Genomic DNA, 26,523 nt, shown 5'->3' with positions numbered 1-26,523 from the left:
TCGTTTTTTTGAAGGTTATCATATTCAAAATATAAAAAAGTTAAGACTGGGAGGTAACATCAATGGCTGAAATTGGTATAGGAACTAATAAAAAACTTTTAGATTTATTTAATCAAATGAAAAATGGAAGTTTAATTTTAGCTCCATCTTTTCAAAGAAAATTAGTTTGGAATAATAAACACAAAGAGAGTTTTATAGAAACAATTTTAAAAGGATTCCCATTTCCAGAAATTTATTTAGCTGATGGCGATATTGATCTTGAAACTCAAACATCACAAACCCTTGTAGTTGACGGACAGCAAAGATTAGATACAATTTATAGATATGTCACATCATCTGAACATTTTCCGGTTAAAAATATTAAAAAATTTAAGGAATTAACCAAAGAAGAACAAACAAGATTTTTTGATTATGTAATTGTAGTTCGAGATTTAGGAAGAATAAGCAAGAAAGAAATACAAGAAATTTTTGAGAGAATTAATTCTGTAGGGTATGCTTTAAATGCAATCGAAATACAAAACTCACTCTATGAAGGGGAGTTTATCACAACCGCAAAAGAGATTTTAAATCAAAATCAAGAAATTTTCGCCAAAATTGATTTATTCACTGATAGTGAATCCGCGCGAATGCAAGATTTAGAATATATTCTTCTAATGATGGCAACTTTAGAAGAAGGAGGATATTTTAGAGGAGATAAGGAAATTGAAACCTATGTCAAACGATATGATGATGAATATCCTAATAAAGAAGAAATTACTAAACTTCTAAAAGACATATTTGACTTAATTAATGCCTGTAAATTTGAACCCGATAGTTTATGGAATAGAAAATCAAGCTTTTTTAGCTTAACAATTGAATTAGCTAAATTTGAGCAAAAAAATCAGGCTTTACCTGAAGTTTACCAAATAAGTAACCGTCTGAAACAATTAGAAGAAGAAATCCAAAAGAATAAAACCAAAGATAGAGAAACTGATGAATATGCCCAATATTATCACTATAACTATGCGGGGACTACCAGTAAAAAAGCTCGTGATATTAGAGGGGCATTTTTAAGAAAAGTTTTAGAAGAAATACCGGTAAATCAAAAACTAGCTGGTTAAAACCTGGTGAGGAGGCAAAACAATGAATTTTCCTTTTACAATTGTGATTCAATGGTCAGATGAAGATAACTGTTATTTAGTGCATTTACCTGAGTTTCCTACTCAACAGTTTCATACGCATGGGGAAACTTATGAAGAAGCCTTAAAAAATACTCAAGAAGTTTTAGAACTGTTAACGGAAGAGTATCAACAAGCGGGTAAACCTTTGCCGCAACCCAAACCTTACTCCACATTTATTATGCTCACAATTAATATTATGCTCACAATTAAACCTAATAAGCAAAAACATCAACTTGAATAGACTTACTCGGTTGTTGTCCTCCATGAACCATTAAACGCACTTTTTCCGCCGCTTCACTACTAAATATAACTTTGCCGCATTGAGAGCATACTTTTGCCGGAATATTTTCAACTAACACATACTTACCATTAATCTCAAAAACCTCATTTACCAATTTTTCGGCAAAATAAGTTGAACCACAGACATAACACTTACTCACTGGCTTCTCCTGGTATCATAATTTATCCATAGATAGTACAATATAGATTAAGTTGAACTGCGGCGGCTTAATTATTCCTACAGAGGCAGAAGTCTGGCAATGCTATACTCTTTGTTGTTGGACAACTAAATTATATAAACCTGTTAACCTAGTTCGCTTGGATGAACGTACCGGTAATATCTGCTTTTTAGCCGCAGAAGAAATAATTATAGAAATATATCCTGATGGAGACTGGAGATACATCAATGAATAAACCCAACTTTCAAACTATGAGTTATAAAGAATTACGCGCTTATGTCTGTCTCATCGAGAAGACGATGAAGCTTTCTATGCTTTTATGGATAAAATACACGCCGAGAAAACATGGGTAACTCATCCTCCCCTCAAATCTATGGAAGATATGGAAAATTATCCTGAGTTTCTAGAAAAATTAGGCAACTATCCAGGCAGACAAGTCTAAAATTAACTATTAGTCTAATTATCTTTAACCAGGTTGATGAAAAGATTCAATCTCTGATAAAGCCATAGCGGCTGTTTCTCTAACCTCTAAATTAGAATGTTTAAGAAACCGTCTGATAACTTCAACATAAGATAAATTTCTGGATAAACCAATAATATCAAGAGCATGAAGTAAACAATCTCCTTTTAATTGATCTATCTGTTTAATTAAAAAACTTAAATCTATTTTTTTAATACAATCACTTTGAGACATAGCATTAGCTACTGAATTTAGCAATACTTCTTTGATTTCATAATCATTTTGTTGGCTAGATTGCTCAATTATAGCTTGCAAAATTTCACAATAAATATTTTCCTCTAACTCAAAAACTAAAAACTCTAGATCATCACTAATTTTTTCAGCTTCCTCTAATTGTTTATTTCGCTTAATTTGTGGAGATAAGCTTTGGTAATTTTCCCCATGTAAACTAAACGCTTTGACCTTTTCAAGTAATGTATTAGATGAAGTTTTGATAGAAGTTTCCATTATTATAAATCTCCCCCAAAATTTAGATTAAAGTTGACCTGTAGGCTCTTGGATCGGGATATGAGTATCATTGGCTATATTGGGATTATAATAGGGACTGTTAGAATTATGACTATTTCTATGGGTAAAATTCCCCTTATAGTCTAAAAACTTATTCCCCCATTGAATACGAACAACCCAACCCTGCCTTGCATTACTGCCCTCTGGGGCTGTTAAATCAATTCCCACCTCCCAACCGCCAAAAATATCCTTATACCTTAAGCGATCAAGAAATGGCAGCAATATTGATCAATAAGTTAGAATCAAGACAGCAGAATTAAAAAGAATTACATTCCCAACCCTCCCGACGCGAAAGTTCGCCAAGGTTTGGTATAATGGAGAGTTGGTTTATCAGGATGCTGAAATCGAAGACGGGAGAGAAAGTAACCCCCCAAAACAAAACGCGTCGACTCTGTTAAATCCCGAATAAGTTCAAACAACGTTGATTTTATCTTAAACAATTATGGCTGACACGATTCGCTTTTTAATGTGTGCCCCTGATCATTACGACGTAGATTATGTGATAAATCCTTGGATGGAGGGGAATATACACAAATCGTCACGCGATCGCGCTGTAGAACAGTGGCAAAAACTGTATCATGCTATTAAAGATAGAGCTATAGTAGATTTAGTTCCCCCCGAAAAAGGTTGGCCCGATATGGTCTTTACCGCCAACGCCGGTTTAGTCTTAGGGGATAATGTGGTTCTTAGCCGCTTCATGCACAAAGAACGTCAGGGAGAAGAACCTTATTTTAAAGCATGGTTTGAGAAAAACGGGTTTAATGTATTTGAATTACCCAAAGACCTCCCCTTTGAAGGCGCAGGCGATGCCCTACTAGACCGAGAAGGACGCTGGTTATGGGCCGGATACGGTTTTCGGTCAGAACTAGACTCTCATCCTTACCTAGCCAAATGGTTAGATATCGAAGTGCTTTCTCTTCGCCTGATCGATCCACGATTCTATCATCTAGATACCTGTTTCTGTCCCCTCAGTGGCGGCTATTTACTCTACTATCCCCCTGCCTTTGATACCTATTCTAACCACCTTATCGAACGCCGGGTTCCTGCTGAAAAACGGATAGTTGTACAAGAACCCGATGCGGTGAATTTTGCTTGCAATGCGGTCAATGTTAACCAGACCATCATTATGAATAAAATTAGTGATGACCTGAAAGACCGTATTAACGCAGCCGGGTTTGAAGTGGTACAAACCCCCTTAACTGAATTCCTTAAAGCAGGCGGCGCGGCGAAATGTCTCACCCTGCGCGTCACTGAACCGGTTCTCGAAGATGTCCATGCTAACGAACCGGTAGAAAGCCGCATTATCCAATTGCAAGGGCACCTACTCGATGCCGGTATCATGAATAAAGCCCTCGACTTAGTGATCGAAAATGGCGGCAGTTTCCGAGTTCTCAACTTCAATTTAGGCATCGAAAAACAAAGTACCTCCTCGGCAGAAGTGCGGGTTAGCGCCCCCTCCCACGAAGTCATGGAAGATATCATGACTCAATTAATTGACGTTGGGGCAGTTCCTCGTCCACAGGAAGCTTGTGACGTTAATACCGAAGTGGTCGCCCTTGATGGAGTCGCCCCCGATGATTTTTATGTCTCCACTATCTATCCCACCGAAGTGCGCGTTAACTGTGAGTGGGTAAGGGTGCAAAACCAACGCATGGATGCAGCAATCGTGGTGGATGGTACTGCCCAACCTCCCTCAGCAGAATGTAAGTTACTGCGGGACCTCAAAGTTGGGGATCACGTAATGGTGGGAGTAGAAGGAATTCGCACCATCCGCAATGTCGAGTCCAGAGACCAACGCAAAGAGTCTAAAGAATTCACCTTTATGGGCGCTGGTGTATCCAGTGAACGCCGCGTAGAATTAGTGGTAGAACAAATCGCTTGGGAATTGCGACAAATTCGCGATCAAGGCGGTAAAGTGGTGGTCACGGCTGGACCGGTGGTCATTCATACCGGTGGGGCCCAACATCTATCCTGGTTAATTCGAGAAGGCTATGTTCATGCCCTATTAGGCGGCAATGCGATCGCGGTTCATGATATGGAACAAGCTTTGATGGGCACTTCCCTGGGTGTGGATATGCTAAAAGGTGTACCCGTAAGAGGTGGTCACCGTCACCACTTAAAGGTCATTAATAGCATTCGCCGCTATGGCAGTATTGCTAAAGCTGTAGAAGCCGGAGTCTTGACAAAAGGGGTCATGTATGAATGTGTGAAGAATAACATCCCCTTCTGCCTAGCCGGTTCCATTCGAGATGATGGACCTTTACCCGATACCGAAATGGACCTCGTCAAAGCCCAAGCCGAATACTCCCGCTTACTGCAAGGTACAGACATGATCTTAATGCTGTCATCGATGCTGCATTCCATCGGCGTAGGAAATATGACCCCGGCCGGTGTGAAGATGGTTTGTGTGGATATTAACCCGGCCGTAGTAACCAAACTCAGTGATCGCGGTTCTGTTGAGTCGGTTGGGGTTGTTACCGATGTAGGATTATTCCTCAGCTTATTAGTACAGCAACTAGAACGCTTAACCCGTCCCATACACTTAACTCAAACCGTCTAATCTTGCTCAGGTGGGCATTGCCCACCCAACTTACACTTAATTATCTGTCTCAAAAACAAAGGCACAGCAGAGAAAACATTCATGAAGGTAACTGACACTTCCCCATTCAGGCTTTGGGTGGCGTGAGTTGATCCTTGACTGAACAATCTGCTGTGCTACTATATACAAGTCGGAAAAAGAGGGAAATCTAATCTGTGATGTTACCTAATTCGCGTGGGACCTAATCCACGATCGGTAGCTTAACGGGTGGGAGATCAGGCCCTCCCACGCTTCCTGCTACACCGATCTGAAACTGTGCGAGAACATCTTTACCCTCTTTCCGATTTTCAGGCGTTAAGGTAAAAATGACATTTTCTTTGGAAACTTTTGTTTTTTCAGGGTATGAAACAAAAAGGACACCCTGATGATTAGCTGTGCCAAATTTACTTACTTGTCCTAAAAGGGCAATATCTTCCACTGTGTGAAGACCATAGGCAGAGGCCAAATTGGTTAAGCGGGTGCTATTGGCTTGACAGCGACTTTCAGGTGTATATTCTCCTTTGGGATGGTCTGAATCTAATGTGGCCTTCCAACTGACTAAAGGTAATGGATTTTCATAGACAACTTTTGTTTCATAAACTACAGCACTAACCGGATTAACTGTTTCTCGAACAAGTCTTTGGATAGTTACATACTCATTATTTTGAAATTCACAAGAAAAGACTATTTTGTCTCTCTCGATGGGCGCAGGCGAAGCTTGAGCAGATGCTACTAAACTTAACGCGCTAACGGCTAAAACTGTACCTCCTAGGAGAATCTTAGTGTAATTGTTCATTGTTTTTGACCTCATTGCGATAATTTTATTCTGGTTCATTTTTAAAGTTTGTTTTGTCCAATCGTTACAACTTTTTCCGGGTTTTTATGCAATGATTTCTACTCACCCCCCTTTAAATGACTCCTTTAAGATTTCCTTGAAATCGTTCAGACAGTTGAGCTTTAAGCATCCCGCTTTGATTGTATTTAGGCTAAATTTATCTCGGATTTACCGCTAATATTAACTTTTATTAAGATTTGTATCTTTATTTTAATTTAGATAAAAAAACTTAAAATTTACTCAAATAAGTTAATGCTTAAAAAGTTTCTAGGAAAGAAAAAACACTTAAACAAGGACTAAAGGCAGCAAGAAGCGATGAAATTAGATTTGTTTACCTTAGTTGATAGTTTTAAATAAAATCAGTTTAACTCGATGTCTGTATTGAAAATAACTCATGTAACAGCCTTTGAAAAATCTCTAACTCATTCAATAACCGATAGTAACTTTGCTCAAGTAATTATTACTAAGTGGGGAAAAGAGTTAAAGTTAACACCTTAGGATGCGCCTTGACGGCGATCTGTGATCGGATTGGGGTGCGGAACACAGTGAAGCACAGGGTTACTCACCAGCCGCCATAACGCATCCAAAGAATTATTTTAGATACCCAAATAAAGCCTTATCTCTCCATTCCAAAGTATCACCCACCAGTTCACCATTATGATAGGCGGCTAGGATAACCTCACTGGTTTTACCCCAAGCGATCATCCCCGTGTGGTCCAGCGCAATGGCCCCTAAATCTCGCTGATGAGTAGAAGACTCTTGCATAGATTTTTCCATCGCTTGCGGCAGAGACATCCCATCAGTCACCCGGACCACAATGCGGGCGGCTAAACATTCATCAATAATGTCTTCTCCCACCCCAGTGCAACTCACACCAGCCGCACCCGTCGCATAGTTACCTGCCGGCATCGCCGAATCACTCACCCGTCCAATTCTTTCTAGTCCTTTACCCCCTGTAGAAGTTCCGGCGGCAATTCTGCCTTGATCATCGAGGGCTACCACCCCAATCGTACCCCGTCGTGATTCAAAATAAGGGTCTTGAGTAGAATGTTCACTCGGAGCATACAATTGTGCCATTTTTTTCTGAAAGTTAAACTTTCTTTCTTCCATCCACTCATATAAACGAAAGTCGATCAAAGGATCATAAGGCGGAATTTGCAATTCTCGGGATAACTCTAAAGAACCATAATCAGATAACACGCGATCATCGTGCCCTTGCAAATATTGAGCGAGGTGAATCGGATTTTTAACCCGAGAAATATTAATTACGCCGCTAAAACTTTGTTTATTTCCATCCATTAAAGAAGCACTCATGCGGATTTGCCCATCAGATTGAACCACCGAACCTGTACCCGCATTAAAACGAGGTTCATTTTCTAATAACTCACAGCCACGACTCACTGCATCTACCGCGCTTTTGCCCTCTAGCAATAAATCATACACTTGTTGGATCACATCATATAGACACTTACGGACAGATTCTAATCCTCCCTTATCGTCTAAAGAACTTGCTCCTCCGTGAATAATTAATTTAGGTTGTACGTTACTCATTACTCGGTTAGATCCTAATAATAATTTAATCGGTTATTAGATCCAACTTATCAGAAGCTTGTTAGGATGTCACAACTAAAATGATTCTTGAGAAAAATTGTCAAAGACCTGGGACTTTTCGATAAAGTGTAGCTAGATCACTGCGAAAGTCTACACTCGCCAAGTGAACTTCATCTCCTGATTGATAAATATGAGAAGTCCATTGTCCTGAATCAGAACGTCGAAAACATTCTATTTTCATTTCAGTTTGCTTAATTAAGACATATTCTTGTAATAAGGGTGAGGTTTGGTAGTCAGCAAATTTTTCTCCTCGATCAAATTTTTCAGTAGATTTAGATAAAATTTCCACCACTAAAAGCGGATAGAGAATAAATTCATCGGTATTGTTAATATCCCGTTCATCGCAGGTTACAGCAAGATCAGGGTAGTAATAACAATCGGCTTCTTCTAACCTCACTTTGATATCTGAGGTGAGGACTAAACAAGGACTATTCTCTAAATGATTACCCAGTAGCCGGGCTAAATTACTAGCAAGAACAATATGAGGCTTTTTCGCCCCTACCATCGCATAAACTTGTCCCCGTCTATATTCATGTTTGATCGGGCTAACGCTTTCTCCTTCTAAGTAATCTTCAGGAGAAATATAAAAAGGTTGATTGTTGACTATCATAGTTTTGTTAACCACTGTCACGACTTTCGGGGTAAGGGGTAGAAATTCTTACATCTAGTTTACTTCAATACATTTTTATTCATCTGTCTGAGCCTGCGATCTACGCCGGCGGCATCTTTCGGAGCAGTATTTAACGTCATCCCAACAGTTAGCCCATTTTTTGCGCCAAGTAAAAGACAGTCCACAAACTGCACAAATTTTTGTCGGTAAATCAGATTTAGAGCGTTGACGTGCCATAATAAACCAGAAAATTTAAGGGATTTTATCAAACTTATAACTCATAACCGTTAACTGTCAACTGTTAACCCTTCTCTGTTCACTCTTAAAAGCGCCACATACAAAGCCTTAAATTCCCAAAAGATTTTCCATCATAGAAGCATCAAAACATGATCATAGCGGGCAAAATAATATGTTTTATTTGATCGGCTCTAGTCTAGGATTAGGCATATTGATGTTATTGACGTTTGGAATTTTGCAATGGTTGCACATTCCGACGGGAAATTTAATCGACTGGTTAATTGGTATTGCTAGTTTTTGGTGGTTACTGGTTATTGTAACCGTGCCTTGGAATGTCTATTTTGAAGCCAAGGCAGTCATCGCAGAAGCGGCAATTTCCCAAGAAAAAGACCTCCCTGTAGACGAAAAACAACTCAACTACGTTAAAGGGGTGCAAAAGTGGTCTATCGTGGTGGCCATCGCCCTTCATCTTCTCTCAGCTTTAGGTCTTTATACCTTAGCCGCTACCGGCATTAGTGCGGTGGGTTATGTCAGTTCTGGGGCAACTTTATTATTAACGGGGTTACGTCCAGCCATTCGGGCTTATGAATATCTAGCCGCCCGTTTATCCATGATTCGTGAACAAATTAAATATCCTCGGGAGGATGTCATCGAGTTGCGTAGCCGCTTTAATCAGTTAGAGGAAACAGTTAAAGAATTACAAGACAAATTAGACCTTAATAACCCTGATTCTTGGTCAACCAAACAAGAGCAAAAAATTCAAAAATTGCGACAAGATTTAGCCAGTTTGATCGCTAATTTAGAGCAATTCGAGGCAAGAAATAAAGCTCAACATGAACAGTTATCCCGAGAAGCCAAAAGCGCCATCGCTCAACTGACGGAAGATAGTCAGTTTCTCGCCCATGTTCGAGAAATCATTCGCTTTGTCAAAAGTTCTTAATGGTCATTAGTCATTAAATCAATACATTAGATCGCTTCTGGTTCAAAGCGGCTAGGAAGTTCACAGTAATGACACAATGAGGTTATTGTCTGAAACTTCTAAGAGCGGCATGAACAAACGACTTATATCTATAGCAGTCAGCGTTGCTATCCTTCTAATTATTTACTCAAAAATCGATATCCAACATCTGCTAGAAGTTTTCCAAAAAAGTGATCCTTTATGGATGACCGTCAGTTTAGGGATGGTTATCCCCATTACTCTATTTACCTCTTGGCGGCTACAACAGCTAATGCCTAAAGATACTCATTTAGACTTTATCGAAGCTAACCGTTTAATTTTAGGGGCTAGTGTCCTCAATATGGTGCTACCCTCCAAAATGGGAGATATCGCCAAAGCTTACTTTATGAAAGACAGAGGACATTTAAGCGGCTCACTGGCTCTATCTTTAGTAATCTTTGAAAAAGCCTGTGATATGCTCTCCCTGCTGTTGTGGTGTGTGTTTGGTTTATTTATCTATTCGCCAAAAGATAGTTTTTTTTGGGTCATGACTTTGGCCGTCGCTGCCGGGTTAATCTTAGGTTTATTATTACTTGGTTCTCGTCAATTTGCCGCAGTATTTTTTGTCAATGCCATTAAAATCGCTCCCAAGAAGATCAAGAAAAAACTGAGTTCAGCACAAACCGCTTGGGAAGAAATGCACTCGTATTTCTGGAGTGATCGACAACAACTGTTGAAAATCTCTCTCACTTCTATCTTTATCTGGTTTTTACATCTGTTGCAAATTTGGCTTTTTATGGTGGCTTTGAGAGCCTGGGTTCCCTTTTGGGTTAACTTTGCTCTTTCTCCTTTAGCTATCTTGGCTGGGTTACTTCCTTTAACTTTTGCGGGTGTGGGAACTCGTGACGGTGCTTTAGTGTTTTTATATGCCATTAGCCCCTCACCCCCTTATTTTGGGGAAGCTACCGCCGCCGCGTTAGGGTTACTCTGTACTTCCCGTTATTTTCTACCAGCGATCATCGGTTTACCTTTTCTTAGCCAAATGATGGGAGCCGCCAAAAAAATGCGGAATCAGTAAAAGTGTAGCCTCGTTATGGTAAACTTTCCCAGGCTTGAGTCACAATTTGACTGAGCCAACGTCGCTGTACTTGATCCAATATGGGATCGTCAGCCAGCACTTCCGCCTTTAATTCTTCCAAAGAGCCACCCTGAGAACGGGTGATTTGAATTAAACCGGCAATGGCGGCCGCGATCATTTCCTCGTCAACTGGTCTGTGACGGAATGCGATAATTTCTTCTGGACTGGTGGGGATAGAATAGTGCATGGCGGATTTAAATTAGCACAAAATAATTTATCTTACAAGGGTATGAAGGTAAAAATTTTTAAACTTGTTTTAAGGATATAGTAATCGGTAGTCTAGCGCAGTTTTTACTTTTTCGGTTCCGTATTTGTAATTAATTTCATTTTTCAGTCAACGATAAAGATGGAAGAAATCCTCTATTTGGAAGTTCCCACACCAGACACAAAAGCCGTAAGCACCTGGTTACAACAACAGTGGCAACCCCCACAAGGACAAAAAATTGTAACGAAAACGGGCATTCGTTTACAACTACGTTCCCTAACTACAACAGCAAGCAACCCGATTTCGGATCAAGAACTGTCGATTTTTGTGTGGTCGGTGCAACGAACCACCTATTTAAAAGTCTTTCGTTGGGCACAAGCTCCCATCAAGCCAGAAAAACCGATCTGTCAACACTTAAGGCGGGCACTCTTAACTCAATTCCCACCTAATTATCCTCAACCACCCGAAATAGATCTGTCTCAACAATCGATTTTTGAAGCTTTAGCTCCCTACTATCCCAAAACCGTCCATTTTTTTGAGAAAATGCCTAAAGGAGAATACGACCTCCAGCGAGTTTATTGGTGGGAAAAACGGTGGCGCGACAGTGTGCGTAACCCCAAAGAACCAAAACAGGTAGTTTTTGAAGGTTCCGGAGCAAGAGTTGCGCCCGTCTCTGAGGATAACCCCTATGACCTCATTTATATCGGGGGTGCCTTGGGAGTGGTTCATGCCGCCGTCATGGCCATGTTAGGCTACCGGGTGCTATTGGTAGAACGTCTATCTTTTGGCAGAATGAATCGGGAATGGAATATTTCTCGTTCTGAATTTCAAAGCTTGATTGACCTGGGTTTGTTTAGCCCACAAGAGTTTGAGGCGGTAATTGCCCGAGAATATACAGACGGATTTAATAAATTCTTTGACAGTAATAATCCTCCCCATTTAAAAGCCCCCGTCCTACATACCCCCAAAGTCTTAAATGTGGCCATTGATTCGGAGAAATTCTTGGCTTTATGTGGCGAAAAATTACGCCGCGCCGGCGGGGAAATCTGGGACGAAACCGAGTTTATCAGGGCAGATATCCATCAGCAACAAGTGAGCGTTCAATTAGTCCATCTTCCCACAGGCGAAGCTAAACAAGTTAGTGGACGGTTATTAGTAGACGCGATGGGAACGGCTTCTCCCATTGCTTGGCAGCTAAATGGGAAACGAGCTTTTGATAGTGTTTGTCCCACAGTGGGTGCGGTGATAGAGGGATTTGACCCCCAAGTTTGGGATGCTCAATATGGAGATGTGCTTAACTCTCATGGCGATATTTCTCGCGGAAGACAGTTAATTTGGGAATTATTTCCAGGCATCGGTCAAGAATTAACTATTTATCTGTTTCATTATCATCAGGTACATCCCGATAATCCCGGCTCTTTATTAGAAATGTATGAAGATTTCTTTACAATCCTGCCCGAGTACCGTCGCTGTGATCTCGAAAAATTGATTTGGAAAAAACCCACCTTTGGTTATATTCCGGGCCATTTTAGTCGAGGCAAGCGCGACCGCAAGGTGGCTTATGATCGACTGTTAGCCATTGGAGACGCGGCTTCTCTTCAATCTCCTCTCATTTTTACCGGCTTTGGTTCACTGGTGCGAAATTTAGGCCGTTTAACCCATTTATTAGATACTGCCCTCAAACATGACCTATTAAGTGCCGAAGATTTAGAGCAGATTCGGGCTTATCAAAGTAATATTGCCGTAACCTGGCTATTTTCTAAAGGGATGATGGTGCCGACTGGAAAAATCTTATCACCTCAACGGATTAATAGTATGCTCAATACTTTTTTTGGACTCCTAGAAGCCGAACCCCCAGAAGTGGCCGATACTTTTATTAAGGATAAAACTACTTGGTGGATGTTTACCCGACTCGCTATCAAAGCGGCACGGAAAAATCCGGCTTTGTTGTGGTGGATCTTAGAAATGGCCGGACCTGAAGATATGATCTATTGGTTAGCCACTTACCTAGACTTTACCCTTGATGGCCTGAAAAATCCCCTGTTTGGCGGCTGGTTTCCTCAATGGTTAAAACAATCTCAGTCTTGGTTAGAAAAGTCCTATCCGGCTTGGTGGTTAAGGTTGTTGAGTTTTCGCTATAGCTTAAATTTTTAGAACTCCTTGTAGACAAGAGCATTTCCAGCAGCGTCTCTAGAATAAAACCCTGCCCTCCCCGGCGGGGTATTACAGCACGGTGTGGGGGATATAGTGTGGCAAAAAAATCAAATAAGTTGCTAAAAAATCTTCTTTTTCTATCTAAAGAGTTAAACTTTTTTCTCTATGGTTAGCTCTAGAGAAGGAAGAGTATATTAAATTCCTTTCGTTACTATTTAAAAAACAAGTTTTGGTAAAAATATATGGATATAGCAGATAACATTAGTAAACTCAAAGAAAAGCTACCTAACGTAACTCCTACTCCTCCTGATTTACATCCTCAAGCTACCGCTCATGAACTCAAGTCTCGCCTGAAATTAGGAGAGCAAGCACTAACAATTATTGACGTGCGGGATCATGATAGTTATCGGTATGGCCACATTCAGGGAGCTATGAATGTCGATCAAGGAGATTTGGAACAATTCGCTAAATCTAGTTTAGAACCCAATCGCGATATTTATATTTATGGGGCTAGTGATGAGGAAACAGCCGAAGCCGCTAACAGTCTTAGACAAGCCGGTTATAGCCGAGTCGCTGAACTTCAAGGCGGACTAAAAGCTTGGCAAGAAATTTATGGCGCTATGGAAGGAATTGACTCCGAAAAACCCCCAAGCGAAGGAGATTATAATGTTAAATCTCGCTTAGAACAGTTCAAGGACGAAAGAGATAAAGAGAACCAAATGAAATAAAGGGCATATTCAATATAGTCTTACACATTTGTCCTAACTAATCAGGATGGGGGTAATACCCCCATTTTTATTGATTTGTTGAACTTTGGCTCAAGAGAAAATACAAATAAATAATTAGGAATACCAAGAGTTTTCTCAAAAATATTACTCTTTTAGATTAAACTAAAGATGATGAACGTGCCATTTGAGGTAAAAAAGAAATATCCATATAATAGTTATTGAAATCGCTCGAATCTACATAAACTAAAATGTCTTGAGACTCGATAAATTCTTCGGGATTGAACCAAATCGGCTCACTATAAAAAACATGAACTTCGTTAGTGACTGGATTTAACCACTGAGAAATAATTTGATAAGGATGGTTTCCATTAACAGCTATAGCTGTGTTTAATTGAACCCCGGCAAAGTGGGTCAGCAATTGTTGTCCTTTGGCCAGCAGCGAAGATTGCTGTTTCTGAAGCTTAAGCGATAACAACAGACTCAAGCCTACCACTGTAAAAATTCCTCCCATTCCTAGTAAAAGGATAGATACGAACCACAGGGACCAAAAAGACTTAATTTGAGCTTGGTCAGGATTATCCGGATGATAAAGAACAGGGACTTGTTGCCCAACTTTATAAGCCGGAGGATTAGTGCCAAAATTGGACTCAAAATCAATTTTTTCTGCTTTTTCAGTTTGAAAGCTGACCCTAGGATAATAAATACTTCCGCCATCATGATCATAAGAGGATTTTACTCTTAGATCAATGACAGTACCAACGGAAGAGACTGAATTTTTTAAAAAATCCTGAGTACCACTAAAGGAAAGCCAACTGCCAAATAACATTCCCAGTCCTAATAGACCGAAGACACTCCCAACTATACTAAAAAGTTTATTGTGCTGATTCATCTTGGTGTCTGTAAAAAACTTGCAAGTGGTTGGTACTCTTAAAATACAAAACCTCTTGCTGTTATTTCGGAAATTACTCAACCATTAGCTTGATTTGTTAACAATGTTAACAAAAGTTGAGTTTAGGATGTTAATAAATTATATTTAAGTTGATTTACTCAGCTAACTATGAAGCGACGAGTTTTCCTACAAAAAAAGGTCTTTAGCGCACTAGGATTGTTTTTGTTTGCCTGTAACTCTAATTCTTCTAATTCTGCCCTCTCCTCGACAAACAAAATGAAATTAGAAAGTACCGCCTTTAGGGCTAACGAACTGATTCCGTCCCTATATACTTGCGATGGTCAGGATATCTCTCCTGCACTGTCTTGGGATGAACCACCAGCAGGCACAAAAAGCCTGGCTTTAATCTGCGATGACCCAGATGCACCCTTTAAAACTTGGGTTCACTGGGTTGTCTATAATTTACCCCCAACTAGCCGCTCTTTGCCTGAAAATGTCCCTTCAGGGGATGCTTTACCCAATGGAGGAGTTCAGGGAATTAATGATTTCAAAAAAGTTGCCTATGGGGGGCCCTGTCCGCCAAAAGGCACTCACCGCTATTTCTTCAAGCTTTACGCTCTCGATACCTTGCTAGACCTGAAAGCCAAAGCTACCAAAGCGCAATTAGAAGCGGCTATGGCTGGTCATGTGCTGGCATCTGCCGAATTAATAGGTATTTATCGTCGTTCCTAATTGGCTTTAGTCGAAACTCGCGTCTCAGACCTTGGATGCAGGATTTTCAAAGCAGTAACTGAACAAATATAGTCAGTACAGTTACTACTCTGAATTTTATGCTATCCTGCTTAATATAAACTACAATTATTGTTTAAAAGTTGAATTAGTAAGAGAAAGGAGAGCTACGCCTTGTTGGACTTTTCTTTCTCTTGTTTTTTAGCCAGCGTGCGCTTGAAGCTAGCTCCTAAGCTTATCGCTGTAGCCGCCCCCAACATGGTTAAGGGTTCAGGCACCGGTTCTATCGCTAGAGAACTTTGCAAGGCGCTATCTAGACTGTTGAACACACCAACACCTATTAAGTAAGTTCCAGGGGTGTTGAAAGTATAGGTGGCAATGCCGCTTCCTTCTCCATAATCACCAACCAGAGAGACATTCGATAAAAGATATCCCTCAGAAGAGCTTTCTACTACGCTATAAAACGCAAAATCGTTATAAGGCAAATAATCGCCAGCATCAAAGATCCATTTAAATTGAATTTGATCATTGGCGTTCGCTGTAATTGTTGTTGCGGCAACAGAACCAGTAGTAGGATTATCACCGATACTACTTATTGTTCCGGAAGATAAGCCGAGAAAGCTTTCAGCATCAATAGTATTCACCCCTCCGTCAGTGGACAAAAAGAGGCTATTACCACTTTGAGATCCCGATCCTAAAATGCTCCAACCTCCTAAAGGAAGGGTTGCTGCACTGGCTTGAGAGCCAAAAGCACTAACAGCGAGTAATGCCATTCCAGTGGACACAAAAAAAGAAGATTTGCTAATTATATTCATCATAATTTTCAATTAAGAGGGAAAACCCTTTCAAAAAAACTACTATGAGTTTATAAAAAAAACCTAAGATTGGCAATAGATATTTAATAAATTCATCAAATCTTCAAAAAAAAATTTAGCCTATTTTTTTGAATTTTTCCGAGTATTTTAATCAATATTATCAAAAATTTGTCGATTATAGCCTTGTTCGTTTTCAACAAAAAATTTAGTAGATTATAAATTGATTTCTAGACGGTTTTATATTTAAGTTCATTTGTCGTAGCTTACTGGAGCTATAGTATTAGTAGTGTAGCAGAACCAAATAATTGAGGAATCGCTCCTCTAACCCAAGAGCGAATTCGTCTTTTTAAGCCTTATTTTGAGCAATTTGTAATTTCGTATACACAGGCTTTCAGCCGTTACTATAAAGTCGGCAATTGATAGTGTAATTTTTAGGGAAAAGATGTAAGTTAAATAAAATAAATAATCTAAACAAATTGTCTGGCAAAAAACCGTTAATATAGCCGATAATACTATGTATGATTTTTCAACATCGATGGCTTCTAGCGATCCTATCTCTTTTGCGGAGTTAATTTTCAAAATTAATAATCAGCAGATAGGTTCAAATTTTACCGCCTCGACAACGACTATTAATAAAAATACTAATTTTCAGGGAAATGATTTGACTGTTGATGATATTTCCTTGACGGCTGTGAAGACTCTTCCCGAACCGTCGATGATAGTCGGTTTAGGAGTAATAACAGGACTAGGGTGGCTGATTCTACGTAAGAATTGTGGTACTTTTTAAAAATCTCAAGACTCTTAATTATCTTAATCCGTAAATTCTTTTGACCGCTCATTCCCTTGGGCTACACCGAATAAAGCTTGACAAGCCATTTCTTGAGCCATCGGCATTTGTCCATAAGAAAACACCCAAGGTAACTCGCCAGCGAGTTGATCACGAAACCACTCTAAAACGTAAGGACTCCCATAAATAATTAACCCTTGTATCAGCCGCTTTTCTAATAAATGCTGATAAAAATTAGCAGCGATGTCAGTTAATCCCGCACTTCCTCGAAAAGGATTTCCGCGAATAAACACTTGTAGTAAAGTAAGCCTGTGATAAGCCCCGGCAAAAGCTAAAGTATTTTGATCAAATAACTGTAAATCATATCCGAATTGTTTCGGTAACACCACCGCCGGAGATTGACGGTCTAAAAAATCCCGATTGAGCAAATCATCCACCACAATTAAATTTCTCGCACTGTTGCCCTGTAAAGGTTCTAGCGGGAAATTCCCCCCGGTTTGTAGGGAAGCTTGTAAAATACTTTTAACGGTTTCCCTGGAAGAGGGTTGTAATAACCCCTGTAGGGGCAATTCATCTCTCCTTACCCTATCTCCTAATTTGAGCTTTTCTTTGGCTTCAATAATACGTTGTACAGACTGGGCAATACGTTCAGGAGATATTCGGCCAGACTGCACCGCCTGATAAACCGCTTCAATTGCCACCAAGGGATCATCAGGCATTAATAAAATATCCGCCCCGGCTTCTACTGCCTTAACGGCGATTTCTGCGGGTGAGGCATATTTCGTCACTCCTCCCATGATTAAAGCATCGGTGACAATTATCCCTTTAAAGCCTAATTTTTCCCTTAATTGCTCTGTGAGAATGGCTCTAGAAAGCGTGGCCGGATTTTCTTGATCCCAAGCCGGGATCAGTAAATGGGCACTCATGATACTATCTACACCAAAAGCGATCACCTCTTTAAAGGGGGGTAATTCTGTCTTTTCGAGGTCTTCTTGGGAATGGGGAAGAACCGGTAAATCTAAATGAGAGTCTGTGGCGGTGTTTCCATGACCCGGAAAATGTTTGGCACAAGTTAAAACCGGATAATTTTGTGTTCCTTCAATAAAAGCGGTTGCCAACTTGCTCACCTGTTCCGGCTGATCGCCAAAAGAACGAACATTAATAACAGGGTTATGGGGATTATTATTAACATCTACCACAGGGGCGAGTATCCAATTAATCCCAATTTCATGAGCTTGCGCCGCCGTGATCGCTCCCATTTTAGCCGCTAAAGATTGAGCCATTGATAAGTTCTCTTTAGCAATTTCTCCTAATGCCATAATGGGAGGAAACTGTGTGGCGGCACTAAAACGCTGTCCTACCCCTTCTTCGAGGTCTGCTGCCATTAAAAGGGGGGTAGTGGCCCAGTTTTGTAGCTGCTGAGTTCTCAGGGCTAATTCTGCCGCACTGCCGCCGACGAAAATTACCCCACCCAGATTTAAAGTTTCTAACCAATGCCGTAATTGCTCATTAGTTGCTTCCCATTGCGGATAAAGTCTTTGGTGATCGAACAAATAGCCAGACGCTCTAACGACCACCATTTGTCCGATCTGTTGTTTGAGGGAAAACTCGCTACAATCTTTCACAACGCTTAACTGAGGTCCTCTTGTGCAGGCTCTATATCCTCATCATCTTCTTGACGAGTATCCCGGAGTTGGTTGAGTAGATGTAATGTGCGATCGCCTCGCTCTAAAGAACGATCTTCAAAAAACACTATTTCAGGGGTTCTCCGGAGGCGTATCCGTTGGCCAAGTTCACGGCGTACAAAACCGGCTGACGATCTTAAGCCCTCCATTGTTTCTGCTTTTGCTTGTTCTGTGCCGTAGATACTGACGAAAATTTTCGCGTGCTGTAAATCTCCGGACACATCTACATCGGTGACACTCACCATCCCCGCACCTACTCGATCATCCTTGATCTCGTAGAGTAACATTTGACTGACTTCGCGTTTAATTAAGGAGGAAACGCGAGAAACTCGACGATCGGTAGCCATGATTTCGCCCCCTATTGCTAACTTTATGGGCTTTAAGTAGGGTTGATTATGTTATTTCAACCCCTATCCGTTACTTAGTCTCTTGCTAAGAGATTCAGATCTACGTTGATCATACTGTAGATACCCCTAACATAGCTCGTAGGGTAAAGAATAAAAACACAAACCCTCCGACTAACATTCCTATCGTTGCGATCGCTGTGAGCGGATTCTTAAATAGAGGTTTCATCCATCCAAAGAAGGAAAAGAAGATGCCTAAAGAAAAACTGATCAGGTAGCGAGGGTAGCGAGAAATGTTATTAAAAAAATCTTCCATGATTTTAATCCTATGATAGTCGTCTCTTTATATATTTAATACATTTAAAAGCAATAAATTAAAGATTCTGTGAAGTCTGCTTATAAAGATTGATTATGCAAATGCTATATGTTAGGCTTCTGTCATCAAATACCAATTTACAGAAAATATAATGTTTAATCGCTCAAATAGGCTCAAAGACTACGCCTATGGCTTCAGCGCGTCCGTATTGTTGCTCCTGTGTGGAACATTGCCCCAGAGAGCTAACGCTCAAATTACCAATCCCAATGTTTTAATCAATGGCTTAGGTGGTCCTGCGGGATATGGTGAGCTATCTCAAGAACCTAACGATGATGGCTCGTCCAACTTATTAGACCTACCCTTTACCATCAACTTTTTTGGCAACTACTTTAACGAGTTTTGGATTAACAACAATGGCAACCTGACCTTCGAAAGTCCACTCTTTCGTTACACTCCTGAACCATTTCCTGTTAGCAACCAGCCAATGATTGCCCCTTACTGGGCAGATGTGGATACCCGATGCCAAGATTGCGGGGCCGTTTACGTGGGTTCTCCTAATTCAGACACGGTTGTGGTGACTTGGGATCAAGTTGGCTATTATGATGAACATAGTGATAAAACCAATACTTTCCAAGTTGTCCTGCGGAATCGGAGTCAGGACTTTACTCCAGGAGACTTTGACATTGAGTTTCGCTATGGCGGCCTTAACTGGACTACAGGGGATGCCTCTGGAGGCTCGAATGGACTGGGTGGTACACCTGCCCAAGCTGGCTTCGATGCTGGTGATGGGATAAATTTCTCGGCACTGCCAGGTTCTTTTAGCTCATATATTTTAAATTTGGTTAATAGTAGCAACCTAATTGATCCTGTCGCTGGAATATGGTCTTTCGCGATCCGACAAGGTAGTGTCCCAGGAACTATCCCAGGAACTACTCCAAGCAATCCTCTTCTTCCTGTGGTGACAGATAACGGATGGGAATTTAATTTTAATATTCAAGACCCTAATATCCCAGTCTTCATCGATCCATTAGTTGGCATCGGTTACGACTATGTTGTTGATTCAGGCCCAAACATTGCCTCTGTTCTTCTGCCCACTGGCATTGGCGATAATAATTATGAACTTTGGCTGTTTAATCCTACTATCAATGACTACGAGAATAGTGGCATCTTTTTGACGGGTGGCAATCCTTTCACTTTCTCGCCAGGTGGCGTGAATCGTTTCAGTATCAGAGGGATCGAGGTTGAGGCTGGGCTAGACCCCAACGATGTTCAAGCATTCGTAACAGGACTAACTTTTGTTAGCCCAGGCCAGGTGTCCATGCGCCAAATCCCCCAAGTCGTTCCAGAACCCTTTACTATTTTTGGCGTAAGTACAGCCTTGGGTTTCGGTTCGTTCTTCAAGCGAAGAGTGTCTAAAAAGCAGGAAAAAAAATCTAAAATTTCAACTCCCGTTTGAGAGTAAGCTCTGATCAAGGCCTCGTCCTTCAAGGGCGGGGTTCAAATAATGGAGAAGGCAAAATTATTCTTCTCCATTTGCCTAAAAGTTGAGAGAGAAAATATCCGGTTCAGCCGCGATTAAACCCTCAAATTTTTTAATAGCCGCTTGAATATGACTGTTAGCCAGATGAGTATCTAAACATGATTTATTTGTCCAAGTTTCCACAAAGGTAAAATCTGTTGGGTCATTTTGATTTTGTAAAAGATTGATTATGCAAATGCTATATGTTAGGATTCTGTCATAAATTCCTAATTTTCAGCCAATATGATGTTTAATCGTTCAAATAGGCTCAAAGACTGCGCCTTTGGCTTCAGTGCGTCCGTATTGTTGCTGCTGTGTGCAACATTGCCCCAGAGAGCTAACGCACAAATTACCAATCCCAATGTTTTAATCAAGGGTTTAGGTGGTCCTGCCGGATATGGTTATGCGACTTCAAAACTTAACCATGATTTAGAGCCAGGGGAACACACACCAGACCCATTAACCCTACCCTTTCCCCTCTTCGGCTCTCGTATGTTTTTTTTTGTTAACCCGAATGGCACCGTGACCATTGCTCCATTCCGTAGTTACACTCCTGAACCATTTCCTGTTAGCAACTACAACTACCCAATAATTGCCCCTTACTGGGCAGATGTGGATACCCGATGCGAAGATTGCGGGACCGTTTACGTGGGTTATCCTAATGAGAAGACCATTGTGGTTACTTGGGATCAAGTTGGCTATTATAATCAACATAGTGATAAAACCAATACTTTCCAAGTTGTCCTGCGGGATCGGAGGCAAGACTTTAAAGGAGGATACTTGGACATTGAGTTTCGCTATGCCGGCCTTAACTGGACTACAGGAGATGCCTCTGGAGGCTCGAATGGACTGGGTGGGACACCTGCTCTAGCTGGCTTCGATGCTGGTGATGGGATAAATTTATGGGTACTGCCAGGTTCTTTTAGCTCATCTATTTTAAATTTGGTTAATGGTAGCAACCTAATTGATCCTGTCCCTGGAATATGGTCTTACTCCATGCGCCAAACCCCCCAAGTCGTTCCAGAACCCTTTACTATTTTTGGCGTAAGTACAGCCTTGGGTTTCGGTTCGTTCTTCAAGCGAACAGTATCTAAAAAGCAGGAAAAAAAATCTAAAATTTCAACTCCCGTTTGAGAGTAAGCTCTCATGAAGGCCTCGTCCTTCAAGGGCGGGGTTCAAATAATGGATAAGGCAAAATTATCTATAGCCTGACTCAGTTGTCAAAATAATTGATCATACAAACGAATATCCGGTTCAGCCGCGATTAAACCCTCAAATTTTTTAATAGCCGCTTGAATATGACTGTTAGCGAGATGAGTATATAAAGATGATTTATTTGTCCAAGTTTCCACAAAGGTAAAATCTGTTGGGTCATTTTGATTTTGTAAAAGCTCATATTGAATACAACCGGTTTCTTGACGAGTGGGTTCAATAAGTTCACTGAGAATAGCTTTAACTTCCTCCACTTTATCAGGCAGAGCCGCCACCCGAGCCACAACACGAAGATATTCTTGAGCCATATTTAATTCCTTTTGAGCAACTAACCCCTTCGATTTTATCAGATCTCAGTTATGGGTCATTAGCTAGGAGCAATCAGCCCTAAGTTAAGTTGCTGATCGCTCATGGTTTATGATTTATGGATGGTTGATTTATTAAGCGGCTTTAGCTTGTGCCTTTTCCTGCAAGAATCTGAGAACCGAAGCTTTTTCCAATAATCCCACTACAACCCCATCGCCTCGGATAACCGTTAACTGAGGAGAGGTTTGATCTTCTAGAAGTTTTACCGCATCCAGTAAAGATTGTTCAGCCTGAATCGTTTTAATAGTATCTGCCGGTTGAATTAAGTCTTTGACTAGGACTTCCGTCCATTGAGAAGTAGGAACTTGCTTTAAGCTGTCAATCAAAAGAACTCCCATTAATTTATTATCTTCATTGGTCACTAAAAATTTTCTCCATTCTTTTTTCCCAATGACATATTCATTAACGAATTCTCGTAAAGTTAAGTCAGCCGAAACAATGGGGCTATCGGGAATAATCGCTTCTTCAACTTTATAACTCCCTAAAGTATCTTGAACCCTAGCCGTTTGGGCAGAAAACCCCGCATTTTGTAACAAGAAAAAGCCAATTAATAAAGTCCAAAAACTGCCAATTTGACTCACGCCAAAAATCGATAAGGCTCCAATAATAACCGCTAACCAACCGAATAATTGACCGACTCGACTGGCAAAAATAACGCCTTTATTCGGATTACCAGTAATCTGCCAGACAACAGATTTTAAAACATTGCCACCATCTAAGGGCAACCCAGGAATCAAGTTAAAAACAGCTAAGGCTAAGTTAATATAAGCTAACATAGAGACGATAGCAGCAAGCGGAGTGGGCAAAGCCAGTTGATTCGAGATCAGCAAAAACAAGCCAAACAGAAGTAAACTAACAACCGGTCCTGCAATCGCTACTAAAAAAGCCTGAAGCGGGGTTTCAGATTCTTTCCCTAAGCTGGCTAATCCACCAAAAAGAAACAAAGTGATAGACTTAACTTCTATACCTTGAGCGAGTGCGACAAAACTATGTCCCAATTCATGGGCAACCACAGAAGCAAATAGGAGTAGTGCGGCAACAAATCCTAACAACCAAGGTGTAATCCCACTCAGTTGCGGAAATTGAGCTAAATCTCCTCCATAACTGAGGGTAACTAACCCCAAAACAAAAAACCAAGATGGATTTACATAAAAAGGTATCCCAAATAAGTTACCTACACGAATGTTGCCGTTCATCTGTGGATTTCCTCCTTTGATTGTTGGTAAAACCTAATTAGCTCTACCTCTTCATTACTCATTGTAACGAAAGCTTAAAAAGAGCCATAATGCTTTAATACAGTAAAACCCGTCGGGAAAAGTACGGTTAGCAACAAACAATTCAACAAATGCGCGTGAGTCTCCACCCGAGCGCGAAGCGGGGTAGAGAGACTAAAAGCTATTAGGGTGAAACCTAAAATCAAGTAGCTGGATGAGTACGGGGATTTTGTCAGCATCCCCTAATGTGTCAGACGATGAAGCCAAAGCCAAGAATCTGCAAAGGTTTTTGGAGTTGCGGTGGAGTTTAGATGCAAGTTCCGACAAGAGCGCCTTCTTCGGGTCGGAGTAGTTGACTCGTAATAAACTATAAATAAGGACTAGGTACAAGGATAAAAACCAAATACCTATTCCCCAAAGCCCTAAAAATTTGATAGCCTAGGCTAATAGCCTTGGGAATAAGATAGACAAAGAGTGAATATTATCATTGGACGGGGTAAAATCGCTCGTCGAGCCTATGGTATCGATGAGATAGCACTGGTCCCCGGAGTGCGGACTCTAGACCCTAGTTTGGCAGATACTCGCTTTTCTATTGGTGGGATCGAGCGAGAAATCCCGATTATTGCTAGTGCAATGGACGGTGTAGTCGATGTGCGAATGGCGGTATTACTTTCAGAATTAGGCGCTTTAGGCGTTCTCAACCTAGAAGGAATTCAAACTCGTTACGCTGATCCCAATCCTATTTTAGACCGTATTGCTTCTGTCGGAAAATCGGAATTTGTCGGGTTGATGCAAGAACTCTATGCTGAACCCATTAAGCCAGAATTAATTAAACAACGCATTAGCGAAATTAAACAGCAAGGCGGCATCGCGGCAGTTAGCTTAACGCCTGCGGGGGCTTACTCTTTTGGGGAAGTCGTCGCCCTTGCCAAAGCCGATTTAGTCTTTGTGCAAGCGACAGTGGTGTCTACCGACCATTTGTCCCCTGCCTCGATTAATCCGCTAGATTTAGCCCAATTTTCTCAAAATATGCCGATGCCGGTAATTTTAGGCAATTGTGTTACTTATGAGGTCACACTTGAGCTAATGAAAGCAGGAGCGGCTGGAATTTTGGTGGGTATTGGTCCAGGTGCGGCTTGTACTTCTCGCGGCGTGTTGGGGGTGGGTATTCCCCAAGCAACGGCGGTGGCTGACTGTGCGGCGGCTAGAGAGGATTATTATCAGGAAACGGGTAGATATGTTCCAGTGATTGCTGATGGTGGCATTATTACCGGTGGTGATATTTGTAAATGTATTGCCTGTGGTGCGGATGCGGTGATGATTGGTTCTCCCATTGCTCGTTCAGCAGAAGCGCCCGGTAGAGGGTTTCACTGGGGGATGGCCACCCCTAGTCCGGTGTTACCGCGAGGAACTCGGATTAATGTGGGTACAACCGGAACAATTCAAGAAATTTTGAGAGGTCCGGCTAAACTTGATGATGGTACTCATAATCTCTTAGGCGCTCTTAAAACCAGTATGGGGACTTTGGGCGCTAAAGATATTAAGGAGATGCAGCAGGTTGAGGTGGTAATTGCGCCTTCTCTGTTAACGGAGGGTAAGGTTTACCAAAAGGCTCAACAATTGGGTATGGGTAAGTAAAAGCAATCGGATGGGTGGGCACTGCCCACCTTATTTTTATTTTATGCAGAGACAGGGAGACAGAGAGGAGGTTATCTTTAAGGGTAAAAAAATATGACAGAGCAAAGTGAGATACAAGTATTTTTAAGCTATGCAAGCCAGGATCGGGAGAGAGTTTTACCGGTTTATGAATATTTAGTAACAAATGGTTATCCCAACACATGGATTGACTGTAAGAAATTACTCGGCGGACAAAACTGGGATCTTGAGATTAAAAGAAATCTTGGCAAGTCCCAAATTATTATTATCTTTATTTCTAATAGCTCTGTTAATAAACGTGGCTATGTTCAAAGAGAAATTAAGATAGCACTCAAATACTTAGAAGAAAAACTAAGTGATGATATATATATTATTCCAGTAAAGCTTGACAGTGATGCTGTTTTACCTGATGAACTATCTAGCCGTCAATTTGTTGATTTGAACTCATCGGATTCATTGTTAAAAATAAAACAATCCTTAGATTCCCAAATGGAGAATCTTGGCTTTGAAATATCTTATAATGATAATGTAGACGAAATTCATGTGAGAAAACAAGTCAGACAAGAATCTTGGGAAGGCTTACCGGGTTATAAAGTAGAATTTACTCTACCAAGATTTAGCTCAACAAGATTTAAAAATCTTGATGAAATTACTAAAATTATTGAAGCCAGATTTATTCAAATATTGCATAGCTACAGGTCAATCAAGTTAGAGCAATCATTAGATAGATTTAGTTTTGCCCAAAATGAATTCTTTAGAACAGATATATATGATGCTTATTATGAAAGCATCTTTCACGAAAACTCTTTTCTCAGCATTTTATATACTGTATATTGGCATGGTTCTGGTGCTGCTCATCCAAATTACGGATTTGAAACCTTTAATTTTATGCTAAATCCACTCATAGAAATTTCTGATATTAAAGATATTTTTAATGATGCTGATAATTGTTTTGAAAAAATAGTCGGCTACGTCAGAAAATCTCTGTTAGAGCAAAAAAAAGAAAGATTTGAAAAATGGGAATTTACCGAAGAAGAAGAAGTCAAAGAAAACAACCCTGACAGGGATAAAGACTCAGATATTATAGAACAATCAACATTTCATCAAGAAATGATTTATTCAAATACAGAAACTTGGGAAGCATTCTCAGCTTTTTCTTTTTCAAAAAATGGGCTGGTTATCAGCTTTGCGCCCGACCAAGTCGGATGCCATGCTGAAGGTGCTTATTCTGTGGAAATGCCCTATGATTTTTTCTCAAAAGATATAAAGCGAGATATTCGGTATGCACTTTCTTTAAACATTTATGATTAATA

The 26,523-nt window shown here is 40.6% G+C and carries 31 protein-coding genes; 15 read left to right on the top strand and 16 right to left on the bottom strand.

Going from position 1 to position 26,523, the window contains the following annotated elements; all coding sequences use genetic code 11:
- The first annotated feature begins 62 nt into the window (after positions 1-62).
- Positions 63-1,100, top strand: coding sequence for a DUF262 domain-containing protein (locus CYAN7822_RS03635; protein WP_013320888.1), 1,038 nt, complete (start codon positions 63-65; stop codon positions 1,098-1,100).
- A gap of 22 nt (positions 1,101-1,122) precedes the next feature.
- Positions 1,123-1,401, top strand: coding sequence for a type II toxin-antitoxin system HicB family antitoxin (locus CYAN7822_RS03630; protein ID WP_013320887.1), 279 nt, complete (start codon positions 1,123-1,125; stop codon positions 1,399-1,401).
- On the opposite strand, the gene CYAN7822_RS03625 is transcribed toward CYAN7822_RS03630, so the two are convergent.
- Complete coding sequence (locus tag CYAN7822_RS03625) at positions 1,373-1,600, bottom strand: YgiT-type zinc finger protein (RefSeq protein WP_013320886.1); 228 nt, start codon at positions 1,598-1,600, stop codon at positions 1,373-1,375. The two genes, CYAN7822_RS03630 and CYAN7822_RS03625, sit on opposite strands and share 29 nt — an antisense overlap.
- 52 nt (positions 1,601-1,652) lie before the next feature.
- On the opposite strand from CYAN7822_RS03625, the gene CYAN7822_RS03620 reads away from it, so the two are divergent.
- Positions 1,653-1,853 carry a DUF6888 family protein gene (locus tag CYAN7822_RS03620; RefSeq protein ID WP_245602676.1) on the top strand — a complete coding sequence of 67 codons (201 nt, stop codon included), beginning with the start codon at positions 1,653-1,655 and terminating at the stop codon, positions 1,851-1,853.
- A gap of 30 nt (positions 1,854-1,883) precedes the next feature.
- Positions 1,884-2,060: a DUF6887 family protein gene (locus CYAN7822_RS40120; protein ID WP_425365333.1), complete on the top strand. Its 177-nt coding sequence runs from the start codon at positions 1,884-1,886 to the stop codon at positions 2,058-2,060.
- Between the two features lie 24 nt (positions 2,061-2,084).
- Here the strand turns inward: CYAN7822_RS40120 and CYAN7822_RS03610 are convergent, their stop codons facing one another.
- Together CYAN7822_RS03610 and CYAN7822_RS03605 are read right to left on the bottom strand one after the other, a co-directional pair.
- Positions 2,085-2,585, bottom strand: coding sequence for a HEAT repeat domain-containing protein (locus CYAN7822_RS03610; protein WP_013320884.1), 501 nt, complete (start codon positions 2,583-2,585; stop codon positions 2,085-2,087).
- Between the two features lie 27 nt (positions 2,586-2,612).
- Positions 2,613-2,867, bottom strand: coding sequence for a polymorphic toxin type 30 domain-containing protein (locus CYAN7822_RS03605; protein ID WP_041933121.1), 255 nt, complete (start codon positions 2,865-2,867; stop codon positions 2,613-2,615).
- Positions 2,868-3,087: 220 nt separating this feature from the next.
- Between CYAN7822_RS03605 and argZ the strand changes: the two genes are divergently transcribed.
- Positions 3,088-5,205, top strand: coding sequence for a bifunctional arginine dihydrolase/ornithine cyclodeaminase (argZ, locus tag CYAN7822_RS03600; protein WP_013320883.1), 2,118 nt, complete (start codon positions 3,088-3,090; stop codon positions 5,203-5,205).
- A gap of 220 nt (positions 5,206-5,425) precedes the next feature.
- Here the strand turns inward: argZ and CYAN7822_RS03595 are convergent, their stop codons facing one another.
- The 4 genes from CYAN7822_RS03595 to CYAN7822_RS03580 all read right to left on the bottom strand — a co-directional run bounded on the left by CYAN7822_RS03595 (position 5,426) and on the right by CYAN7822_RS03580 (position 8,516).
- Entirely contained in the window at positions 5,426-6,019 is a 594-nt protein-coding gene (locus CYAN7822_RS03595) for a COP23 domain-containing protein (protein WP_013320882.1), read from the bottom strand.
- A gap of 630 nt (positions 6,020-6,649) precedes the next feature.
- On the bottom strand, positions 6,650-7,609 hold the full coding sequence (locus tag CYAN7822_RS03590; RefSeq protein WP_013320880.1) for an isoaspartyl peptidase/L-asparaginase: 960 nt from the start codon (positions 7,607-7,609) through the stop codon (positions 6,650-6,652).
- Between the two features lie 100 nt (positions 7,610-7,709).
- On the bottom strand, positions 7,710-8,279 hold the full coding sequence (locus CYAN7822_RS03585) for a Uma2 family endonuclease (RefSeq protein WP_013320879.1): 570 nt from the start codon (positions 8,277-8,279) through the stop codon (positions 7,710-7,712).
- Between the two features lie 75 nt (positions 8,280-8,354).
- Entirely contained in the window at positions 8,355-8,516 is a 162-nt protein-coding gene (locus CYAN7822_RS03580; RefSeq protein WP_013320878.1) for a DUF2256 domain-containing protein, read from the bottom strand.
- A gap of 172 nt (positions 8,517-8,688) precedes the next feature.
- Between CYAN7822_RS03580 and CYAN7822_RS03575 the strand changes: the two genes are divergently transcribed.
- Together CYAN7822_RS03575 and CYAN7822_RS03570 are read left to right on the top strand one after the other, a co-directional pair.
- The gene (locus CYAN7822_RS03575; protein ID WP_013320877.1) at positions 8,689-9,456 is read left to right on the top strand and encodes a hypothetical protein; all 768 of its coding nucleotides are present in this window, start codon (positions 8,689-8,691) and stop codon (positions 9,454-9,456) included.
- A 109-nt stretch (positions 9,457-9,565) separates the two neighbouring features.
- Positions 9,566-10,531 carry a lysylphosphatidylglycerol synthase transmembrane domain-containing protein gene (locus CYAN7822_RS03570; RefSeq protein WP_041933119.1) on the top strand — a complete coding sequence of 322 codons (966 nt, stop codon included), beginning with the start codon at positions 9,566-9,568 and terminating at the stop codon, positions 10,529-10,531.
- A gap of 13 nt (positions 10,532-10,544) precedes the next feature.
- Here CYAN7822_RS03570 and CYAN7822_RS03565 read toward each other — a convergent pair whose 3' ends face one another.
- Entirely contained in the window at positions 10,545-10,778 is a 234-nt protein-coding gene (locus tag CYAN7822_RS03565) for a hypothetical protein (RefSeq protein WP_013320875.1), read from the bottom strand.
- Between the two features lie 159 nt (positions 10,779-10,937).
- Between CYAN7822_RS03565 and CYAN7822_RS03560 the strand changes: the two genes are divergently transcribed.
- Both CYAN7822_RS03560 and CYAN7822_RS03555 read left to right on the top strand, forming a co-directional pair.
- A complete protein-coding gene (locus CYAN7822_RS03560) occupies positions 10,938-12,950 on the top strand; it encodes an NAD(P)/FAD-dependent oxidoreductase (RefSeq protein ID WP_013320874.1) in 2,013 nt (670 codons plus the stop codon).
- Between the two features lie 242 nt (positions 12,951-13,192).
- Entirely contained in the window at positions 13,193-13,678 is a 486-nt protein-coding gene (locus tag CYAN7822_RS03555) for a rhodanese-like domain-containing protein (protein WP_013320873.1), read from the top strand.
- A 157-nt stretch (positions 13,679-13,835) separates the two neighbouring features.
- Here the strand turns inward: CYAN7822_RS03555 and CYAN7822_RS03550 are convergent, their stop codons facing one another.
- On the bottom strand, positions 13,836-14,567 hold the full coding sequence (locus CYAN7822_RS03550; protein WP_013320872.1) for a DUF3592 domain-containing protein: 732 nt from the start codon (positions 14,565-14,567) through the stop codon (positions 13,836-13,838).
- A 168-nt stretch (positions 14,568-14,735) separates the two neighbouring features.
- Here CYAN7822_RS03550 and CYAN7822_RS03545 point away from each other — a divergent pair, with 168 nt between their 5' ends.
- A complete protein-coding gene (locus CYAN7822_RS03545) occupies positions 14,736-15,299 on the top strand; it encodes a YbhB/YbcL family Raf kinase inhibitor-like protein (protein WP_013320871.1) in 564 nt (187 codons plus the stop codon).
- Between the two features lie 164 nt (positions 15,300-15,463).
- Here CYAN7822_RS03545 and CYAN7822_RS03540 read toward each other — a convergent pair whose 3' ends face one another.
- Positions 15,464-16,114 carry a PEP-CTERM sorting domain-containing protein gene (locus CYAN7822_RS03540; protein WP_013320870.1) on the bottom strand — a complete coding sequence of 217 codons (651 nt, stop codon included), beginning with the start codon at positions 16,112-16,114 and terminating at the stop codon, positions 15,464-15,466.
- A 511-nt stretch (positions 16,115-16,625) separates the two neighbouring features.
- Here CYAN7822_RS03540 and CYAN7822_RS03535 point away from each other — a divergent pair.
- The gene (locus tag CYAN7822_RS03535; RefSeq protein ID WP_013320869.1) at positions 16,626-16,898 is read left to right on the top strand and encodes a PEP-CTERM sorting domain-containing protein; all 273 of its coding nucleotides are present in this window, start codon (positions 16,626-16,628) and stop codon (positions 16,896-16,898) included.
- A 23-nt stretch (positions 16,899-16,921) separates the two neighbouring features.
- Here the strand turns inward: CYAN7822_RS03535 and CYAN7822_RS03530 are convergent, their stop codons facing one another.
- The 3 genes from CYAN7822_RS03530 to CYAN7822_RS03520 form a co-directional block, all read right to left on the bottom strand.
- The gene (locus tag CYAN7822_RS03530; protein ID WP_013320868.1) at positions 16,922-18,523 is read right to left on the bottom strand and encodes a glycoside hydrolase family 3 protein; all 1,602 of its coding nucleotides are present in this window, start codon (positions 18,521-18,523) and stop codon (positions 16,922-16,924) included.
- A 5-nt stretch (positions 18,524-18,528) separates the two neighbouring features.
- A complete protein-coding gene (gene rbfA / locus CYAN7822_RS03525) occupies positions 18,529-18,930 on the bottom strand; it encodes a 30S ribosome-binding factor RbfA (protein WP_013320867.1) in 402 nt (133 codons plus the stop codon).
- A gap of 109 nt (positions 18,931-19,039) precedes the next feature.
- Positions 19,040-19,243, bottom strand: a complete 204-nt coding sequence (locus CYAN7822_RS03520; RefSeq protein WP_013320866.1) for a DUF751 family protein — start codon at positions 19,241-19,243, stop codon at positions 19,040-19,042.
- 151 nt (positions 19,244-19,394) lie between these two features.
- Here CYAN7822_RS03520 and CYAN7822_RS03515 point away from each other — a divergent pair, with 151 nt between their 5' ends.
- Entirely contained in the window at positions 19,395-20,699 is a 1,305-nt protein-coding gene (locus CYAN7822_RS03515; protein WP_013320865.1) for a PEP-CTERM sorting domain-containing protein, read from the top strand.
- A gap of 81 nt (positions 20,700-20,780) precedes the next feature.
- Here CYAN7822_RS03515 and CYAN7822_RS40115 read toward each other — a convergent pair whose 3' ends face one another.
- Positions 20,781-20,951: a putative quinol monooxygenase gene (locus CYAN7822_RS40115; protein ID WP_342635702.1), complete on the bottom strand. Its 171-nt coding sequence runs from the start codon at positions 20,949-20,951 to the stop codon at positions 20,781-20,783.
- 54 nt (positions 20,952-21,005) lie between these two features.
- Between CYAN7822_RS40115 and CYAN7822_RS03505 the strand changes: the two genes are divergently transcribed.
- Positions 21,006-21,896, top strand: coding sequence for a PEP-CTERM sorting domain-containing protein (locus CYAN7822_RS03505; RefSeq protein ID WP_041933118.1), 891 nt, complete (start codon positions 21,006-21,008; stop codon positions 21,894-21,896).
- Between the two features lie 86 nt (positions 21,897-21,982).
- Here CYAN7822_RS03505 and CYAN7822_RS03500 read toward each other — a convergent pair whose 3' ends face one another.
- Both CYAN7822_RS03500 and CYAN7822_RS03495 read right to left on the bottom strand, forming a co-directional pair.
- Positions 21,983-22,282: a putative quinol monooxygenase gene (locus CYAN7822_RS03500; RefSeq protein ID WP_013320863.1), complete on the bottom strand. Its 300-nt coding sequence runs from the start codon at positions 22,280-22,282 to the stop codon at positions 21,983-21,985.
- A gap of 132 nt (positions 22,283-22,414) precedes the next feature.
- Complete coding sequence (locus tag CYAN7822_RS03495) at positions 22,415-23,536, bottom strand: site-2 protease family protein (RefSeq protein ID WP_013320862.1); 1,122 nt, start codon at positions 23,534-23,536, stop codon at positions 22,415-22,417.
- A gap of 492 nt (positions 23,537-24,028) precedes the next feature.
- Between CYAN7822_RS03495 and CYAN7822_RS03490 the strand changes: the two genes are divergently transcribed.
- Both CYAN7822_RS03490 and CYAN7822_RS03485 read left to right on the top strand, forming a co-directional pair.
- Positions 24,029-25,192 carry a GuaB3 family IMP dehydrogenase-related protein gene (locus tag CYAN7822_RS03490; RefSeq protein ID WP_013320861.1) on the top strand — a complete coding sequence of 388 codons (1,164 nt, stop codon included), beginning with the start codon at positions 24,029-24,031 and terminating at the stop codon, positions 25,190-25,192.
- Positions 25,193-25,285: 93 nt separating this feature from the next.
- Positions 25,286-26,521, top strand: coding sequence for a TIR domain-containing protein (locus CYAN7822_RS03485; RefSeq protein WP_013320860.1), 1,236 nt, complete (start codon positions 25,286-25,288; stop codon positions 26,519-26,521).
- The last annotated feature ends 2 nt before the right edge of the window (positions 26,522-26,523 follow it).

Source organism: Gloeothece verrucosa PCC 7822, from assembly GCF_000147335.1.
GTDB lineage: Bacteria > Cyanobacteriota > Cyanobacteriia > Cyanobacteriales > Microcystaceae > Gloeothece > Gloeothece verrucosa.
This window is presented reverse-complemented; position numbering and strand designations above follow the sequence as displayed.